Source organism: Actinoplanes utahensis (genome assembly GCF_016862455.1).
Lineage (GTDB): Bacteria > Actinomycetota > Actinomycetes > Mycobacteriales > Micromonosporaceae > Actinoplanes > Actinoplanes utahensis.
Genome location: NZ_BOMZ01000090.1, coordinates 34,205 through 50,719 on the forward strand (window position 1 = coordinate 34,205; position 16,515 = coordinate 50,719).

Consider the following 16,515-nt stretch of genomic DNA (forward strand, 5'->3'; position numbering starts at 1 on the left):
GTGCGGCCGGGTGCGGACATCGCACCTCGGGGTGCACCCGTTCCGCGGTGGAACTGGTATGAAGGTCCGATGACTGCGGCACGGCGACCCGGGCGCAGCCGCTATCTGCCGCTGGCGGATCAGGATCGACCGGCGGCGGCCGCGTTCCTCCGGGCCATGGAGACGGTCGAGCACGACGGGCGCGTGCTCTCCGGGAACGCGCTGAAGAGCCTGGTCACCATCGGCGAGCGGAAGGTCCGGGAGGTCTGGGCCGCGAGATGCGCGCTGCCGCCCGCGCGGTTCCTCGAGCTGGCCGGCGCTCTGGGCGCCGATCATCCCGGTGTCGCCGAGCTCCGCGAGCGGTACCTGGCGGCCTACGGGCACCTCTACGCGTCGGCGGGGCTGGAGACCGCTGAGCTGGAGGAGATCGGCCGCCTCGCCCCGGCGACCGCCGGCGACTCCCCGCCGGGAGCCGCCGCGACCGCGGTCGCGACCGTGACCCAGCGCAATCTCGATGAGGCGAACAACCTGCTCGTCACGGGCAGCCGGGCCCGGCACGAGCTACGGCTGGCGGATCTGTACGTGCCCCGCGTCCTCGGCGCGGTCACCGAGGACGATCTGCTGGCCAGGTGCGCCGCACCGAGCACGACCCTGATCGTCGGCGAGCCGGGCGCCGGCAAGACCAGCCTCCTGTGGCGGCTGGCCACCCGCCTCCGAGAGCGTCAGCCGGTCGTGGCCCTCAGCGCGGAGGAGCTCTCGTCCGCTGCGGTGACGGTCGAGCAGATCGCCCACACGCTGGCCGCGGCGTCACCGCGGGTGACCGTGCTGCTGATCGACACGGTCGATCTGCTGCTGCGCGGGGAGGTCGTCCCGGACGTCCTGACCGCGCTGCTACGGCTTGCGAAGGACACCGGCGCCGTCACCGTGATGACCTGCAGGGAGCAGGAGTCGTTCCTGCTCCGCAGGAGGGGTGACGATCTCGGCCTCACCGTCGACACCCTCGGCCCGTACGACGGCCGGGAACTCAGGACGGCCATCCGCGGGCACGCCCAGCACTTCCTGGCGGGGGCGGTCCGCGATCCGGACGCGCTCGCCGCCACGGTGGAGAACGCCGTCACCCGGGGCCTGCCGATCGCCGAGATCTGCCGGCGCCCGCTCACCCTCCGCATGCTGTTCGAGCTCGCCCTGCTGGAACCGGGCGACGCCGTGCACGGCGACCAGGACGCCATCCGTGTCGAGATCGACATGACCGACCTCTTCGACCGTCACTGGCTGCTCCGGGTGGTCACCGACCGCCGGCGGAACGCGGGTGGCGCCGAGGAGCCGGACGCCTCCCCGGCCGCCGAGTTCCTGGCGGTCCTGATGGTGGCGAGCGGCCGGTTGCGGCTCTCCGAGACCGAGATCGGCATCGAGTGGCAGCGCGCCGGCCGGGGCCAGGCCGGCATCCTGGACGCTGTCGCGGCGCTCCGCAGACGACACGTCCTGCACGGTGCCGCGGAGACCCTCGAATACTTCCACCAGATCTTCTTCGAGTACGCCTGCGCGCGGGCGCTGATCCGGATGCCGCCCGCCGCGATCGAGGAACTCGTCGACCGGACGATCCAGCTCAACGACCCGTTCCTGGCCGCGATCACGCAGCAGGTCCTCATCTACGCCTGCCGCTCCACGCTCGAGGCGGCGCGATTGGACCCGATCTTCGCGAAGCTGTTGTCCGCGCGGCACGACGGCATCCGCCGTACCGCGATCGCCGCCTACGCACAGGCACGCTTCCGGGGGCCGCAGACGGTCGCCGTGGCCCGCCGTCTCCTCGAGCCGCCGGAGGATCCGGCCCTGCAGCGGGAAGCCGGGCTGGTGAAGCGGTACATGGAGTTCCTGCCCCGGGTACGCCACGAGGACACGGTCTCCGCCCTGGAGGATCTCGCGTGCATCTGGCGCTGGGAGCCGGCCAGCGTCAAGAAGGTCGTCGTCGCGGCCCTCGCCGCGCTGGCCGCGTCGTACCCCGAACGGGTGTCGTCCTTCGTCGAGAGTGAACGGATCGACTGCTTCGGCTGGTTCGAGGGACTCACCGGGGAGCAGGCCCGGGTGCTGCGGGGCGGCCCGCTCCTGCTCGTGGAACGGCTCGCCGCGGCGGATCGGGCCTGGGCTCGCGGGAAACTGCTCGACCTGGCCCGCAAGGTCTGCGAGGGGACCAGCACCCACGATGCCCTGGCGGCGGTCCTGACCACCGCCGCCACGATCGCGGACGGCCACGGGGATCTCCGGGACTTCCTCGCCGCGGAGTTCATCGACATCCCGACGAAGACCAGCGGGATCGACGCCCTGAACCCGGCGCTCGCCGCCATCCATCGTTCGTTGTGGCTGTCGGCGGGCCGGTCCGCGGGCGAACTGCTCGACGACATCATCGCCGCCGACGAGTCGCAACTGTCCCGGCGGGCCCGGCTGTGGGCCTTGGCCGAGATCACGCACGCCTGTCCGCCGGACGTCGTGGAAGACGTGCTGACCAGGGCACTGGCGGTGCAGGACCGGCGCCTGCAGGCCGAGGTCTGCGACTACCTGCTGGTCAGACTGCTTCAGGGACCGTATCGGCTGGCCCTTGCCGGCGCCCCGCAACCGGCCACCACGCCGGCGTCGAAGATCGCCCGGGAGCGCTGCGTCGCCGGCATGCGGTCCCTTCCCCTCACCGGCGGCGAACGGGTCGGGGGACTACGCCGGCCGGGGATCCTCTGGCGGGACGCGCTCGAGCACGCCGGCCTGCCCCCGGACGAGATCGCCTCGGTGATGAAGCAGATCGTGGAACCCGCCGACGCGAACCGGTCCTGGCTGCGGCCCGACGCCTTCGCCGCCTTCCTCGCCCCGGCGGCCGTCGGCGGGCACGACGGCGCCGCCGTGGCCCTGAACGCGTGGGCCCGGCGTAGCCGGCCGGCCCGCGGCGAACAGGAACAGAAATCGAGGACGATCATCGTGACCCGGCTCCGGGGTCTGTTCCCTCGTCATCCCGCGGTCCTCGGCCAACTGATCGCCGACGGGCGGGTCGAGAACGACGGCTCCCACCTGGCGAGGCTGATCAACGACTCGGCGACCGGTCACGGCGCGGCTCCGGCGGAGAACGCCGCCTCGGTCGCCGAACTGGCGTACCTGCTCCGGGCCAGCCCCGTGGAGCACACCAGACGAGACGGCTACGTCCTGCTCCGCTGGGCCGCCCGCGCGGGCGAGGAGGTCGAGGCCGGCGCGGTCGTCACCGGCCTGCGGGACGAGAACCGGGAGGAGGCGCTCAACGCCGTCCTGGCTCTCCTGGAGACGGTGCTGGACATCGGCGAGCCCACCCGGGAGTGGACGTGGTCGGCGTCGTTCGAGCCGATCTGGACGGCGCTGACCTCCCTCACCCCGCCGACCGGGCTGGTGGCCGCCCGCGTCGCCGCCTGCCTGCGCGAACTGTGCTGCGTCGCGGGCCCGCTGGATCCGGAGGCGCGGCCCCGGACGATCGCCACCGTACGAGATCTCCTGCTGCGGACCGACGACCCGGAGACCCTGGCGCCGTTGCGGACCCTCCTCATCAGGTTGGCGGCGGTCGATCCGGTCGCCGCCGCCCGGCTGCTCGTGGAGACGAGCACCGTGGTGGCCTCCCTCAGCCGGCAGGGCACCACCGATTCGTGGAAGTCGCGGCGGGGGCACCGTCTCCGTCCCGGCATCGCGGCGGTCGTCGAGGCGGCCGACTTCGGCGAGTGGAAGCGCACGTTGCGCGGGCTCGCCCCGCTGGACCCGACGATCTTCTCGCAGGCGATCGACCTGAGCATCCGCCGCCGGTCGGCGTCCGCGGAACCGGCCCTGATCGAGGAGACGATCGACCGGATCCTGGCCGATGTCCCCCAGGGGCCGCGCGTCGTCGCGGAGTACGAGAACTCCAAGGCCCGGCAACGCCGGATCACCGGGACGGCCCACGAATGGCCGGTCATCCTGGACCGCTGGCGGTCGGCCGACACCCGGGACCGCTGAGATCGGGTCCGGGTCTCCGGCACCCTCGCTCGTCAGGCCGCCCCGGGCGGTGTCCCACCCCGAAGCGGGCGACCACCGTACGATTCCGGGGTGACCGATGACTCGATGAGGCCCGATCTCGACGTCCATCACGGATCGCCGGAGCACGGCTTGGCTCCGTCTCGTTCGGTGGTCACGATCGAGGAGGTGGGTGCCGCGCCCTCCTCCTCCGAAGGCCGGTAGGAGGCGGTGCGGGTCCCGATCTTCCAACTCGACGCCTTCGCCACTCGGCGCTTCGCCGGCAACCCGGCCGCCGTGGTGGTGCTGGACCGGTTCCTCGACGACGCCCTGATGCAGGCCGTCGCCGCCGAGAACAACCTCGCCGAGACGGCGTTCGTCGTGCCGTCCGAGGGCCGGTACCGGCTGCGCTGGTTCACGCCGATGGTGGAGGTGCCGTTGTGCGGGCACGCGACGCTCGCGGCGGCCGCCGTCGTGGTCGAGCGGCTGGAGCCCGGCCGCGACAGCGTCGTGTTCGATACCGCGAGCGGGCCGCTGACGGTCGACCGCGTGGGCGCCGCCTATCGGATGGATCTGCCGGCCCGCACGGTGCGGGCCGTGCCGTCGCCGCCCGCGTTGCCGGCGGCGCTCGGCGTCACACCGGTCGAGACGATGACCGACGGGAGCAACTACCTCGCCGTGCTCTCGGGGGCCGACGACGTCCGGTCCCTCCAGCCGGATCTCGCCGCGATCGCCCGCCTGGACCGGACCGGGGTCGTGGTGACCGCCGCCGGTGACGGCACGTACGACTTCGTCAGCCGGTACTTCGCACCGGCGAAGGGCATCCCCGAGGACCCGGTGACCGGCGGAGCCCATTGTGCGCTCGTGCCGTTCTGGGCGGCGCGGACCGGCAAGGACACCTTCTTCGCGTACCAGGCGTCGCGGCGTGGCGGTGAGCTGGTCTGCCGGCTCGCCGGCGACCGGGTGCACCTGCACGGCTCCTGCGTGTTCTACCTCGAGGGCCACATCGAGCTCTGAGGATCAGCACAGTTTCCGGAGCGTTGCGGCGGACGCCGCCGGATCGCACAGGTGCGGGAAGAGACCGTCTCGCCGGGGCGCCCGGGGCGCCTCACCGACGCTGATCCGGGACCGCGTCGCGGATCGGGCGCGGGCGGCGGGCCCGGTCAGGCATTCGCGGTACGCCGCCAGCAGCGCCCGATCGTCCCGGGGCACCGCGAACTGCCGGTACGACTCGGGGACCCCCGCCAGGGCGTCGCCGCCGGCTGCCGCCGTCCCCACGCTGACCACGGCGTGGGTGGCGTACCGGTCGGCGAACGACTCGGCGATCAGCGTGGCCTCGGCGTGCCCGACGAGGATCGGCGCCCGCCGCAGGTCGAGCCGGCTGATCAGCATCGCCAGATCGTGGGTGAGCCGATCGAGGTGGTACTGCTCGCGGGGCGCGGACTCGCCGTGGCCGGGCAGGTCGACGGCGACGGCGGCGCAGCAGTCGCCGAGGTCGGCGGCGACCGGCCACCACATGGTGCGGTCGTACAGCAGGCCGTGCAGCAGCACGACGGGCCGGCCGTAACGGCCCCACCGGTCGTACACGAGAAGGTTGTCAGGGGTTCCGTGGGCGTGGGTGGTCCGGCGTCCGGGTCGTGGGTACACGGGATCGTCTCTCTGGTCTGCGGATGCGAAGCAGGCGCCACCGCGACGCGGACAGTGCGGCGGGATCGGAAGATGCCTGAAGACGGGTGTGCGGGCGCAGGCCTCCTACACCCGCAGCACACCCAGCAGATGGAGATCGACGTCAGCCGGCACCGGAGGCGCCGCGCTCGACGGGGGAGCGGGGGAGTCCGCCGCACTGCCGCAGGCGATCGTCACGATGAGGACGGCGCCGTCGGGGGCGTCGGTGCGGGAACGTGGCGCCAGGTTCGACACGACGTCGGACGTGTGGCGGTGCCCGTGGTCGGGCACCGGCTCACCGGTGTGGTGATGCTGCGTCACGCACGCGGCAGCGGTCAGCGGGTGGTCGTGCGAGGCGACGGTGTGGTGATGGTCGCGGTCGACGGGGAACAACGCGACGGCGGTGAGAAGCAGCAGGAGCATGACCATGGCGGCCCGGCCGCCGGGGGCCGAGCGCCCGGGCCGGCGCATCCGGGCCGGGTACGCGGTCATACCGTCCAGTCAACCAGCAGTCGCCGCGAGACGGTCCCTCCGATGGTGTGACAGTTCACTGCTTTCTCGCGTGACGACCCGCCTTCCATGACGACGGTAACCATGGTTACAGTGCTCCGGTGGAGCGGGTGCGGAACGCCGGACGGTGGGTGCTGCTGTCGTACCGGATGCCCCGGGAGCCGTCGCAGCCCCGCATCGCGGTGTGGCGCAAGCTGGAGCGCCTCGGCGTGGCCCGCCTCGGTGACGGCCTGATCGCCCTGCCCGCCGGCGACCGGTCCCGGGAACAACTCGACTGGATCGCGGAGGAGGTCGTCGACAACGGCGGCGCCGCGATGATCTGGATCGCGTCCCCGGGTGACATCGCCCAGGAGCGGGCTGTCATCGACGGCATGCGCGCGGCCCGTGCCGCCGAATACCGGGCCGTGATGGAACAGGCCGCGACGGTTCCCGCCGACGAGGCGGAACGGACCCGCCTGATCCGCAGACTGCGCGCCGAGCTGCGCCGCATCACCGACCGCGACCACTTCGCACCGGCCGAGCGCGAAGCCGCCCGGATCGCGGTGCAGGAACTCGCCGAAAAGGACGTCACCGTGAGGGAGCGGGCATGAAGTGGGCCACCCGTGCCGGAGTGCACATCGACCGTGCCGCGTGCGCGTGGCTGATCCGCACCCACATCGATCCCGAGGCGGAGTTCGTGTTCGTCGACGACCGCACGGCGGTGCCCGCCGACGCGACGCCGTTCGACATGCGCGGCGCCGAACTCGGCCACCACCAGGGTGACTGCTCGTTCGAGACGATCCTGCGCCGCTACGAACTGCACGATCCGGTGCTGTGGAAGATCGCCGAGATCGTGCACGAGGCCGATCTGGCCGACGAGCGGTACGACGCGCCGGAGGGCCCGGGGCTGGACGTGATCCTCCGCGGACTGTCGATGACCTGCGACGACGAGCAGGTTCTCGCGATCGGCGGCTCGATCTTCGACGGCCTCTACGAATACCAGCGCCGCGCCGTACTGCTGAACCGAACCCCGGGCTGAGAGCACAGGAGAACACCACCGTGACGACCATCCAACCCGACGACTCCGCACCCGCACGCGTCGTGCCGGCCGGTGACGTCGTCCCCTTCGGCCAAGCGGTGCGAGCCTGGTTCGCCATCTCGCTGCAGACCTTCGGCGGCCCGGCCGGGCAGATCGCCGTCATGCAACGGCACCTCGTCGACGAGCGCCGCTGGATCGGCCAGAAGCGTTTCCTGCACGCCTTGAACTACTGCATGCTGCTGCCCGGGCCGGAAGCCCAGCAGCTGGCGATCTACGTCGGCTGGCTGCTCAACGGCCTGCGCGGCGGCCTCGTCGCCGGCACCCTGTTCGTCCTGCCCGGCGTCGTGGCGCTGCTCGCCCTGTCGGCGGTCTACGTCGGCTTCGGCGACACGACGGTCGTGGCCGCCCTGTTCGCCGGGCTCGCACCGGCGGTGGTGGCCATCGTCGTCCAGGCGGTGTGGCGGGTCGCGGGCCGGGCCCTGACCCACCGCACCCTGGTCGCCTTCGCGGTGCTCGCGTTCCTGTCGCTCGCGGTGTTCGCGGTGCCGTTCCCGGTCGTGGTCGCCGTGGCCGCGCTCGCCGGGTGGGCCCTGCACCGCCGGCGACCGGAACTCGTCGAATCCGCCGGCGGCCACGGCGCCGCCAAGGACGGTCCCGAGCCGCTGATCTCCGACGACACGCTGCACCACGACCGGCCCTCCGGCCGCCGGACCGCGACGATCCTGGCGATCGGGCTGGCCGCCTGGTTCATCCCGGTGGCGCTGTTCGCCGTGTTCACCGGGACGGACAGTGTCTACACCCAGCAGGGGCTGTTCTTCTCCGGCACGGCCGTGGTCACCTTCGGCGGCGCCTACGCCGTCCTCGCCTTCGTCGCCCAGCGCGCGGTCGAACACTACGCCTGGCTGTCGGCCGGGGACATGGTCCGCGGCCTGGCCCTCGCCGAGTCCACCCCCGGCCCGCTGATCATGGTGGTGCAGTTCGTCGCGTTCCTCGGCGCCTACAGCAACCCGGGCAGCCTGGACCCGTGGGTGGCCGGTGTCGTCGCGTCGCTGCTGACGACCTGGGTGACGTTCGTGCCGTGCTTCCTGTTCATCCTGCTCGGCGCACCGTACGTGGAACGGCTGCGCGGCAACCGGTCGCTGTCGGCGGCGCTGACCGGCATCACCGCCGCGGTCGTCGGTGTCATCGCCAACCTGGGTCTCTACTTCGCCGTCCACACCCTGTTCAGCCGGGTGCACGAGGTCGAGGCCGGCCCGGTGCACATGACGGTGCCGGACTTCGGTGCCGTGCGCCTCGTACCCCTGGTCATCGCCGTCGTCGCAGCGGTTCTGATCTTCTGGCGGAAGTGGTCGGTGTTGCGGGTGCTCGGTGTCTGCGCCGGGCTCGGCCTGATCGCCGGGCTCGCGGGCCTGCCCGGGGTGTGACGCGCGACCATCCCCGCGCCGCCGATGTCAGCGATGGTCGGCATAGCGACTCCGTTCCGGGGTAGCCGGGGGACCGGACGGCGGGCCGATCATCGGCCGCCGAGCACGGTGGCCCCGGCGGGGCGGAGGGGATCAGCAGTGACGACGAAGGTGCGGGACTACCTGGCGGAGCATCGGGACGCGATGGTCGCCGAGCTGGCGGAGTGGGTCCGGATACCGTCGATCGCCGGAGTCCCGGAGCATCTGGTCGATCTGCGGCGGTCGGCGAACTGGCTCGCCGCGGCGTTGCGCGAGACCGGCTTCCCGTCGGTGGAGGTGTGGGACACCGAGGACGGGCCGGCGGTGTACGCCGAATGGTGCGCGGACCCGGAGGCCCCCACGGTCCTGATCTACAGCCACCACGACGTACGCGCCGCGAAGGACGAGGAGTGGGACGAGACCGCGCCGTTCGAGCCGACGGTCCGCGACGGCTACCTCTACGGGCGTGGCGCGTCGGACGCCAAGGGCCAGGCCCTCGCCCATGTGTGGGCGGTCCGTGCCCACCTGGCCGCCACCGGCCGCCAGCATCCCGCGGTGAATCTGAAGCTGCTGGTGGAGGGCGAGGAGGAGACCGGGTCGGCGCACCTGCGGCAGCTGCTGCAGGACAACCGCGACCGGGTCGGCGCCGATCTGATCGTCTTCTCCGACACGCTGCTGTGGCGTGCCGACCATCCGGCGGTGTGCGTGAGCATGCGCGGCACCATGCTGGCGCAGCTGGAGATCATGGGGCCGTTGCAGGACGTGCACAGCGGAGCGGTGTCCGGGCCGGCGCCCAACCCGGTCCTGGAGATGAGCCGGCTGCTCGCCGCGCTGCACGACGACAAGGGGCGGATCACCGTGCCCGGTTTCTACGACAGTGTGGTGGAGCCGTCGCAGCGGTTCCGCGACGAGTTGGCCGCGCTGCCGTACAGCGACGCCGACTGGCTGGAGCGGTCCCTGACCCGCAGTGTGGGCGGCGAGGCCGGGTACACGGTGCTGGAACGCCTGTGGACACGGCCGGCCATCGAGGTGACCAGCGTGATCGCCGGCGATCCGATCGGGCCGTCGCGGGCGGCGGTGCCGTCGGTCGCCACCGCCGATCTGAGCATCCGGTACGTCAGCGACCAGACCGGCGCCGAGATCGCCGAGCAGCTGCGGCGGTGGGTCGCCGACACCGTCGGTGACCGGTTCGGCCACCGGCTCACGGTGTCCCCGGAGAGCGCGCAGGACCCGTACCGGACCCCGGATGATCTTCCCGCGGTCGCCGTTCTGGCGGAGGCCGTGGGGGAGGGCTTCGGGCGCCCGGCGGGCCGGATGGGCAATGCCGGCGGCGGCCCGGCGGTCTGGCTGTCGGAGGGCGTCGGCGCACCGGTGGTGTACTTCGGCACCGGCCTGCCGGAGGACCACTGGCACGACAGCAACGAGCGGGTGTCCATCGACGTGCTGCTCGCCGGCGCCGCCACGCTGGCCGCCTTCTGGGACCGGCTACCGGCGGTCTGACGCTGCTCCGGGGTGGGTCAACGGCTCGGGGCCTGCCAGCGGCGTTCGATCGTGACGGTGGTCCCGGTGGCCGTCGGGACGACTCGGACGTCGCCGTAGGCGCTCATCAGCAGGGCGCCGCGGCCGCGATCGCGGATCGCCGGCCGGGCGCGCCACCCGCCGAAGTCGCGCACCACGATGAGGACCGTGCCGTCGACGACCCGCAACTCGACCTCGACCTCGGGCCGGCTGGGCTGCTGGGCGTGCTCCACCGCGTTGTTGACCGCCTCGGTCGCGGCCACCTGCAGGTCGTACAGCAGCTCGGAGTCGATGGTGTGGTCGCCCAGGGCGGCGCGCAGGTCCCGGCGCAGCATGCCCGACGCCGACGGGTCCAGCGGGTACGACCAGGTGACGTGCAGGTCCGGCACGTCGGCCGCGGGGGCCGTGTCCGGCGCCGGCCGCCGGCGCAGGACGAGCGCCGCGATGTCGTCGCGCTGCGGGTCGGGCACGTCGGCGAGCACGGCGTCCAGCAGAGCACCGGGGGACACGCCGGCGGCGTACAGCTGCCCGCTCTGCCGTTGCAGCCGGTCGAGTCCGTCGTCGATGGCGGACGGGAGGCTCTCGACCAGGCCGTCGGTGAAGAGCAGCAGCTGAGCACCGGGCGGCAGCCGGCCGTCGTTCTGCCGGTACGACGCCCCGCGCAGACCGAGCGGTGGCCCGACGATCCCGTCCATCAGGCGAGTGTCCTGTCGCGGGCCGGAGTACACCGGGGTGGGATGCCCGGCACTGCACCAGGTGAGGTCCCCGGTGTCCGGGCGCAGATGAAGCACGAACAGGGTGGCCGTCCGGGGCGTGCCGAGGCGGGCGAGCAGTGCCGCCACCCGGGTGACGATGGCCGCCGGCGCCGCGTCCTCCACCGCGTACGCCCGGACCGCGTTGCGGATCTGACCGGTCGTCACCGCGGCGCCCAGCCCGTGGCCGGCCACGTCACCGACGCTGAGCACGGCGCCGCCGCCCGGCAGCACCACGACGTCGTACCAGTCGCCGCCGGCCCGCCCGGCCGCCGGCCGGTAGGCCGCCTGCAGGTCGAAACCGTCCAGGGTGGGCAGATCCTCCGGCAGGGCGCTCTGCTGCAGAGTCAGCACCAGCCGGCGGTCGTGGTCGGGTTGCCAGCCGGTCTGCGCCAGCGAGGCGAGCATGGTCGCCATCGGCTCGAGCAGGTCCCGGTCCTGAGCACCGGCCCGGCGCGCCGGGCCGATCAGCACGGTGAGCGTGCCGATCCGCTCGCCGTCGCGGCCGCGGATCGTCGCGCGTACCGTGCCGGCCCCGTCGGTGGGCGGGCGAGCCGCGCCGGAGGTGAACCGCAGCGCGGCACGGCCGGCGCCGCCGTCGACCACGACCTCGGCGCCGATGCCCTCCAGCAGGCCCTGCGCCTGCTCGGTGACGGCCTGGAACGCCTCCTCGAGGGCCCGGCCGGACGCTATCACCGCGGCGGTGTCGGCGAGCACGGACAGCTGCCGGGTGTGCACGGCGCGGACCCGGGCCAGCCGCAGGGTGTTGCGGACCCGTGCCACCAGCTCCGCCGCCGTGAACGGCTTGACCACGTAGTCGTCGGCGCCGGCCTCCAGACCCTCGACGCCTGCTTCGTCGCCGGCCCGGGCGGACAGCATGACCACCGGGAGCGCCCGCGTCGCCTCGTCGGCGCGTACCGCCCGGACCAGGGCGAAGCCGTCCAGACGCGGCATCATCACGTCGGTGAGCAGCAGATCCGGCGGGAACCGCTGGATCGCCTCCAGTGCCGCGCGCCCGTCGGGGACGAGCTCCACCTGCCAGCCCTGCCCGCTGAGCAGCCGCCTCAGGTAGGAGCGCATGTCGCTGTTGTCGTCCGCGACGAGGATCCGCGCCGGGTCCGCCGCCGCCGGCATCGGCTCGACGGCGCCCGGCGGGACGACGGCATGGGGGACGTCGAGCCAGCCGGCCGCCTCCCGGGCCGCGGCCTGCGCCGCCGACATGTCCGGCAGCGGTTCCGCGGTCGTGGCCTCGACCAGCGGCGCGGTCACCGTGAAGGTGGTGCCGACGCCGGGAGTGCTCTCGACGGTCACCTCGCCGCCGTGCAGCCGGGTCAGTTCGCGGACCAGCGCCAGACCGATGCCGCTGCCCTCGTGGCTGCGGGACTGCACACCCCGGACGCGGTGGAAGCGGTCGAACAGATGCGGCAGATCCTTCGCGGCGATCCCGATGCCGGTGTCCGCGACGGTCAGCCGTACCGTGCCGGCGCCGGCTTCCAGCCGCACCCGGATCTCACCGACGAAGGTGAACTTGAGCGCGTTCGACAGCAGGTTGGTGACGATCTTCTCCCAGTTCAGCGGGTCGACGGCCACCGTGTGCGGCAGCGGCGGGCAGTCCACCACCAGCCGCAGGTCGGCACGTTCGACCGCGGCCCGGAAGACGCCGGCGAGCTCGGCGGTGTAGCGGGCGAGGTCGATCGGCCGTGGCTGGTGCTGCGCCCGGCCGGCCTCCACGCTGGAGAACGTCAGCAGACTGTTCACCAGCGAGAGCAGCCGGTCGGCGTTGCGCAGGGCGATCTCCGTCCGGTCCCGCTGGGCCGGCCCGAGCGGTTCGCCGGCATCGGCGAGGGCGTCGGCCAAGGGGCCCATCATCAACGTCAGCGGGGTACGGAACTCATGGCTCACGTTGGTGAAGAAGTCGGTCTTGACGCGGTCCAGCTCCGCCAGCGCCGCGGCCCGGTCACGCTCCTCCTGGTACGCCTGAGCGTTACGCACCGCGACCGCCACCTGCTGGGCGAGCAGCTCGAAGAACGACCGGTACGTCTCGTCCAGGCCCCGGCTCGGGCTGACGCCGGCCAGCAGCACCCCCAGCGGCTGCGACCGTTCGGCCGACGGCAACGGAACGGCGACCGCGGTGCGTACCGCGTCGTCCCAGGCACCTCCGGTCACGGCCAGCCGCTCGGCGACGTCCGTCACGTCGACGCTCTCGCCGCCGGCGGCGACATGCAGGCGCCACCCGTCCGCGGCCGCGTCGACGAAGGGCGGCAGCACCGTTGCGGCATCGTCCGCCCCGACGGCCGCGGCGCGGCGGAGCAGGGCGCCGTCGCGCAGGTAGATGGCGGCGAACGGGACGTCGATCCGGTGCTCGCCGATCACCGCGCAGAGATGGGCGCAGACCTGCTCGACGTCGGCTGTCCGGCCGCCGGCCGGCACCGCGAGGTCGCGCAGCAGGCGCAGCCGGCGTTCGCCGACCACCTGCTCGGTGACCTCGCTGCACACGGTGAGGATGCCCGCGGTGGTGCCGTCGTCGTCGCGGGCGGGCGCGTGGGAGACGCTGAAGTACGCCTCCTCGCGGTAGCCGGAGCGATCCAGTGCCAGCTGCAGCGCCGGCACCCAGCTGGCCACGCCGGTCGCCTTGGCGTCGGCGATCAGCGGCTCCAGGACGGCCCAGCCCTCGGCGAGCGTCACCCGGACATCGCCGCCCAGCGCGTCCGGATGCTTGTCACCGATCAGCGCGGAGTAGGCGTCGTTGTAGAGCTGGGTGTAATCCGGTCCCCACAGCAGAAGCATCGGATAGCGGGAGGAAAGTACAATCCGGACAGCCGCCCGCATGCTCTGCGACCAGGTCTCCACCGGACCGACATCGGTGGCCGCCCAGTCGAGCCGGCTCATCAGGCGCCCCATGGCGCCGCCACCGGCGAAGAGATCGTCCGTCACGCGTTCACGCTACCCACGGGGGACCGGGGCGAAGCCACCAGGTTGATCATGCATTGATCCGTCGCCATCCGATCTGCCCAACGCCCCACCTCGTCACGGAGTCGCGGCACGCGTGTGCCAAGGATGTCACGCGCCACCGACCCGCAGGACCTCGGCCAGCCGCTTGCGGCGCCGGGCGGCGGCCTCCGCCGCGACCACCACCGGCACCATGGCCGGGAACAGCACACCCACCAGGGCGATCGACGCCCACGGCACGACCGGGACCGGGCCGTCGGCCTGGCCGGTGAGCAGGTGCAGACCCGACGGGCCCAGCGTGAACCGGGCCGGCCGCACCCCCGGCAACGGGCCACCGACCGCGGCCACCAGCGCCGGCGGCGACAACTCGCCGGCGGCCACGCGCCGGGCCTCACCAGTCCGCAGACCGAGGGTCCGCAGCCGGCTCAACGTCTGCCACCGCTCCGGCGCCCCGGCCGCCGGCGGCGCGATCCCGACCGCCCGGGAGGGTGGGAGCCGGAGCCCCGTCCCGGGAGGGCTTCAGCGAGTCCCCGGTCCGGACATGCCCCGCCGGTGACCGGGCCGGCGCCGGAATGTCGGCCCCCGAGGTGGCGAGCGCGGGCAGCCGGGGCAGGGGTGTCCGCGAGCAGCCTCCGGTAGGCGGCACTGTCCACGCTCACGCGCGGGGACGGCCCGGACGCGTCCCGACCAGGTCCAGCCCTTGCAACGCCTGCACCTCGATCGAACCGGTCTGAAAGATGCGGACCAGGCTCTCGCAGACGATCAGTGCCTCGGACATCAATCCCCCGATCTTGGGCGTGCCTTTCTACCACGTCCCCGGGACTCGACGCCCGCGGGCAGGGCGGCGATGACGGCCTCGCCCGCGCCGCGCGGATCGGCCCGGTCCGGGCGATCCGGACCTCGGCGGTACGACCCGGCCTCAGTTTCCGGCCCTAGCTGCCGATCGGACCTTAGCCACCTCGGTGCGGCCGGGCCCGGACCGCCCGCCGAGGAGCAAGGACCGTGTCTGCGAGAGTGACGGAGGAAAGAATTCCCGTGCCGGCCGAACCCATCGCCCCGCCCGCCAGACACTCCATGTTCAGCCGCGCCGCCAACCTCGGCGTACAGACCAAGATCCTGGCGATCGTCGCTCTGCTCGCCGTCGTGGCGGCCGGGTCCGGCATGCTGGCGGTGTCGTCGATGCGCGACCTCGCCGCGCAGAACACCCGCCTCGCCGAGTGGCAGCGGGGGCCGGTCTACCTGCGCGGGCAGATCCACATCAAGCAGGTGGTCATCCGGCAGATCGTCGGCAACATGTCCGGCGTGCGGTCGCCGAAGGCCAAGGACGAGTGGGTCAAGAAGCTGGCCGACAACGACGCCGGAATCCAGAAGGTGATCGACCAGTTCGCCGCCACCGAAGGCGCTCGGATGCAGAACTGGCAGCCTTTCCTCACCCACTACGCGGCGTGGGAGAAGGCCCGGGACGAGCAGATCGTCCCGGCCGCGCTCGCCAACGGCGGCGGCACCGGTTTCGAGACCGTCCTGAACGAGGTCAGCGTCCCCCTGATCGCCGTCTTCGTGAAGGACCTGGACGCCCTCGAGGTGGAGCTGAACCAGCACGCGACGGGGCTCGCCGACGAGGCCGCCCGGGAGGCGTCGGCCGGCACCCGTACCCTCGTCGTCGCCCTCGGGGTGGGCCTGCTCGTCGCGCTGACGCTGGCCTTCATCGTGGCCCGGGCGATCCGCCGTGCCATGCGGCAGGTGAAGGCATCCCTCGACGCGATGGCCGACGGCGACCTCGGTGTCACCGCGGCCGTGCCCAGCATGGACGAGATCGGCCTGATGGCGCAGTCGCTGGGGCGGGCGCAGAAGTCCCTGGGCGCCATGCTCTCCGGCGTCCGGCAGACCGCTCAGGAGGTCGCCGCGGCGGCCGACGGGCTGGCGCGGACGAGCACCCAGATCTCCGCGAGCGCCGCGGAGACCAGCACCCAGGCCGTGACGGTGTCGGACGCCGCCTCGGACGTGACCCGCAACGTGCACACCGTCTCGGCCGGGTCGGAGGAGATGGGCGCGTCGATCCGCGAGATCGCCGAGAACGCCAACCGGGCCGCCGAGGTCGCCGGGGAGGCGGTCGCCGCGGCAGAGGCCACGAACCACACCGTCACCAAACTGAGCGAGTCGTCCGCGGAGATCGGCAACGTCATCAAGATGATCACGTCGATCGCCGAGCAGACGAACCTGCTGGCGCTGAACGCCACGATCGAGGCGGCCCGGGCCGGTGACGCCGGCAAGGGCTTCGCCGTCGTGGCCAGCGAGGTCAAGGACCTCGCCCAGGAGACGGCGCGGGCCACCAGTGACATCGAGGCCCGGGTCGCCGCGATCCAGGCCGACACCGCGACCGCCATCACCGCGATCGCCGGCATCACCGAAGTGATCACCCGGATCAGCGACTACCAGACCACGATCGCCTCCGCGGTCGAGGAGCAGACCGCGACGACCAGTGAGATGAACCGCGGTGTCGGTGAGGCCGCCAGTGGTGTCGGTGACATCGCCGGCAGCATCGACTCCCTGGCCGCGGCGGCGCGGCGCACCACGGAAGGCGTCACCGAGTCACAGCGGGCCACCGTGGAGCTGGCCCGCATGTCCAGTGATCTCCAGTCGCTGGTGGCCGGCTTCCGGATCTGACGCCTCCACCCGGACGGATCCGCTTTCC

The 16,515-nt window shown here is 72.8% G+C and carries 12 protein-coding genes; 7 read left to right on the forward strand and 5 right to left on the reverse strand.

Annotated features, from left to right (window positions below; translation table 11 throughout):
- Positions 1 to 69 precede the first annotated feature (69 nt).
- Positions 70 to 3,972, forward strand: coding sequence for an AAA family ATPase (locus Aut01nite_RS32160; protein ID WP_043524526.1), 3,903 nt, complete (start codon positions 70 to 72; stop codon positions 3,970 to 3,972).
- Positions 3,973 to 4,200: 228 nt separating this feature from the next.
- On the forward strand, positions 4,201 to 4,986 hold the full coding sequence (locus Aut01nite_RS32165; RefSeq protein WP_043524525.1) for a PhzF family phenazine biosynthesis protein: 786 nt from the start codon (positions 4,201 to 4,203) through the stop codon (positions 4,984 to 4,986).
- A gap of 3 nt (positions 4,987 to 4,989) precedes the next feature.
- On the opposite strand, the gene Aut01nite_RS32170 is transcribed toward Aut01nite_RS32165, so the two are convergent.
- Both Aut01nite_RS32170 and Aut01nite_RS32175 read right to left on the reverse strand, forming a co-directional pair.
- A complete protein-coding gene (locus tag Aut01nite_RS32170; RefSeq protein ID WP_052163618.1) occupies positions 4,990 to 5,556 on the reverse strand; it encodes an alpha/beta fold hydrolase in 567 nt (188 codons plus the stop codon).
- 165 nt (positions 5,557 to 5,721) lie between these two features.
- Positions 5,722 to 6,126 carry a hypothetical protein gene (locus Aut01nite_RS32175; protein WP_043524524.1) on the reverse strand — a complete coding sequence of 135 codons (405 nt, stop codon included), beginning with the start codon at positions 6,124 to 6,126 and terminating at the stop codon, positions 5,722 to 5,724.
- A 119-nt stretch (positions 6,127 to 6,245) separates the two neighbouring features.
- Here Aut01nite_RS32175 and Aut01nite_RS32180 point away from each other — a divergent pair, with 119 nt between their 5' ends.
- From Aut01nite_RS32180 to Aut01nite_RS32195, 4 genes are all read left to right on the forward strand, one after another.
- Positions 6,246 to 6,734, forward strand: coding sequence for a Chromate resistance protein ChrB (locus tag Aut01nite_RS32180; protein WP_236642662.1), 489 nt, complete (start codon positions 6,246 to 6,248; stop codon positions 6,732 to 6,734).
- The gene (locus Aut01nite_RS32185; protein ID WP_043524523.1) at positions 6,731 to 7,162 is read left to right on the forward strand and encodes a chromate resistance protein ChrB domain-containing protein; all 432 of its coding nucleotides are present in this window, start codon (positions 6,731 to 6,733) and stop codon (positions 7,160 to 7,162) included. The genes Aut01nite_RS32180 and Aut01nite_RS32185 overlap by 4 nt, the downstream gene beginning before the upstream one ends.
- A gap of 20 nt (positions 7,163 to 7,182) precedes the next feature.
- Positions 7,183 to 8,586: a chromate efflux transporter gene (chrA, locus tag Aut01nite_RS32190; RefSeq protein ID WP_052163616.1), complete on the forward strand. Its 1,404-nt coding sequence runs from the start codon at positions 7,183 to 7,185 to the stop codon at positions 8,584 to 8,586.
- A 138-nt stretch (positions 8,587 to 8,724) separates the two neighbouring features.
- Positions 8,725 to 10,104, forward strand: coding sequence for a M20/M25/M40 family metallo-hydrolase (locus Aut01nite_RS32195; RefSeq protein WP_043524521.1), 1,380 nt, complete (start codon positions 8,725 to 8,727; stop codon positions 10,102 to 10,104).
- Between the two features lie 17 nt (positions 10,105 to 10,121).
- On the opposite strand, the gene Aut01nite_RS32200 is transcribed toward Aut01nite_RS32195, so the two are convergent.
- From Aut01nite_RS32200 to Aut01nite_RS44460, 3 genes are all read right to left on the reverse strand, one after another.
- A complete protein-coding gene (locus tag Aut01nite_RS32200; protein ID WP_043524519.1) occupies positions 10,122 to 13,808 on the reverse strand; it encodes a SpoIIE family protein phosphatase in 3,687 nt (1,228 codons plus the stop codon).
- Positions 13,809 to 13,934: 126 nt separating this feature from the next.
- Positions 13,935 to 14,252 (reverse strand): hypothetical protein, encoded by a 318-nt coding sequence (locus tag Aut01nite_RS32205; RefSeq protein WP_152628652.1) that lies wholly within the window; start codon positions 14,250 to 14,252, stop codon positions 13,935 to 13,937.
- A 226-nt stretch (positions 14,253 to 14,478) separates the two neighbouring features.
- The gene (locus Aut01nite_RS44460; RefSeq protein ID WP_268871700.1) at positions 14,479 to 14,601 is read right to left on the reverse strand and encodes a hypothetical protein; all 123 of its coding nucleotides are present in this window, start codon (positions 14,599 to 14,601) and stop codon (positions 14,479 to 14,481) included.
- A 257-nt stretch (positions 14,602 to 14,858) separates the two neighbouring features.
- On the opposite strand from Aut01nite_RS44460, the gene Aut01nite_RS32210 reads away from it, so the two are divergent.
- Positions 14,859 to 16,487 (forward strand): methyl-accepting chemotaxis protein, encoded by a 1,629-nt coding sequence (locus tag Aut01nite_RS32210; RefSeq protein WP_152628651.1) that lies wholly within the window; start codon positions 14,859 to 14,861, stop codon positions 16,485 to 16,487.
- The last annotated feature ends 28 nt before the right edge of the window (positions 16,488 to 16,515 follow it).

Excerpts from the sequence above, each read along its gene's own strand:
- Aut01nite_RS44460 (WP_268871700.1), bottom strand. The coding sequence starts at position 14,601 with ATGTCCGAGGCACTGATCGTCTGCGAGAGCCTGGTCCGCATCTTTCAG.
- Aut01nite_RS32185 (WP_043524523.1), top strand. The coding sequence starts at position 6,731 with ATGAAGTGGGCCACCCGTGCCGGAGTGCACATCGACCGTGCCGCGTGC.
- Aut01nite_RS32175 (WP_043524524.1), bottom strand. The coding sequence starts at position 6,126 with ATGACCGCGTACCCGGCCCGGATGCGCCGGCCCGGGCGCTCGGCCCCC.
- Aut01nite_RS32160 (WP_043524526.1), top strand. The coding sequence starts at position 70 with ATGACTGCGGCACGGCGACCCGGGCGCAGCCGCTATCTGCCGCTGGCG.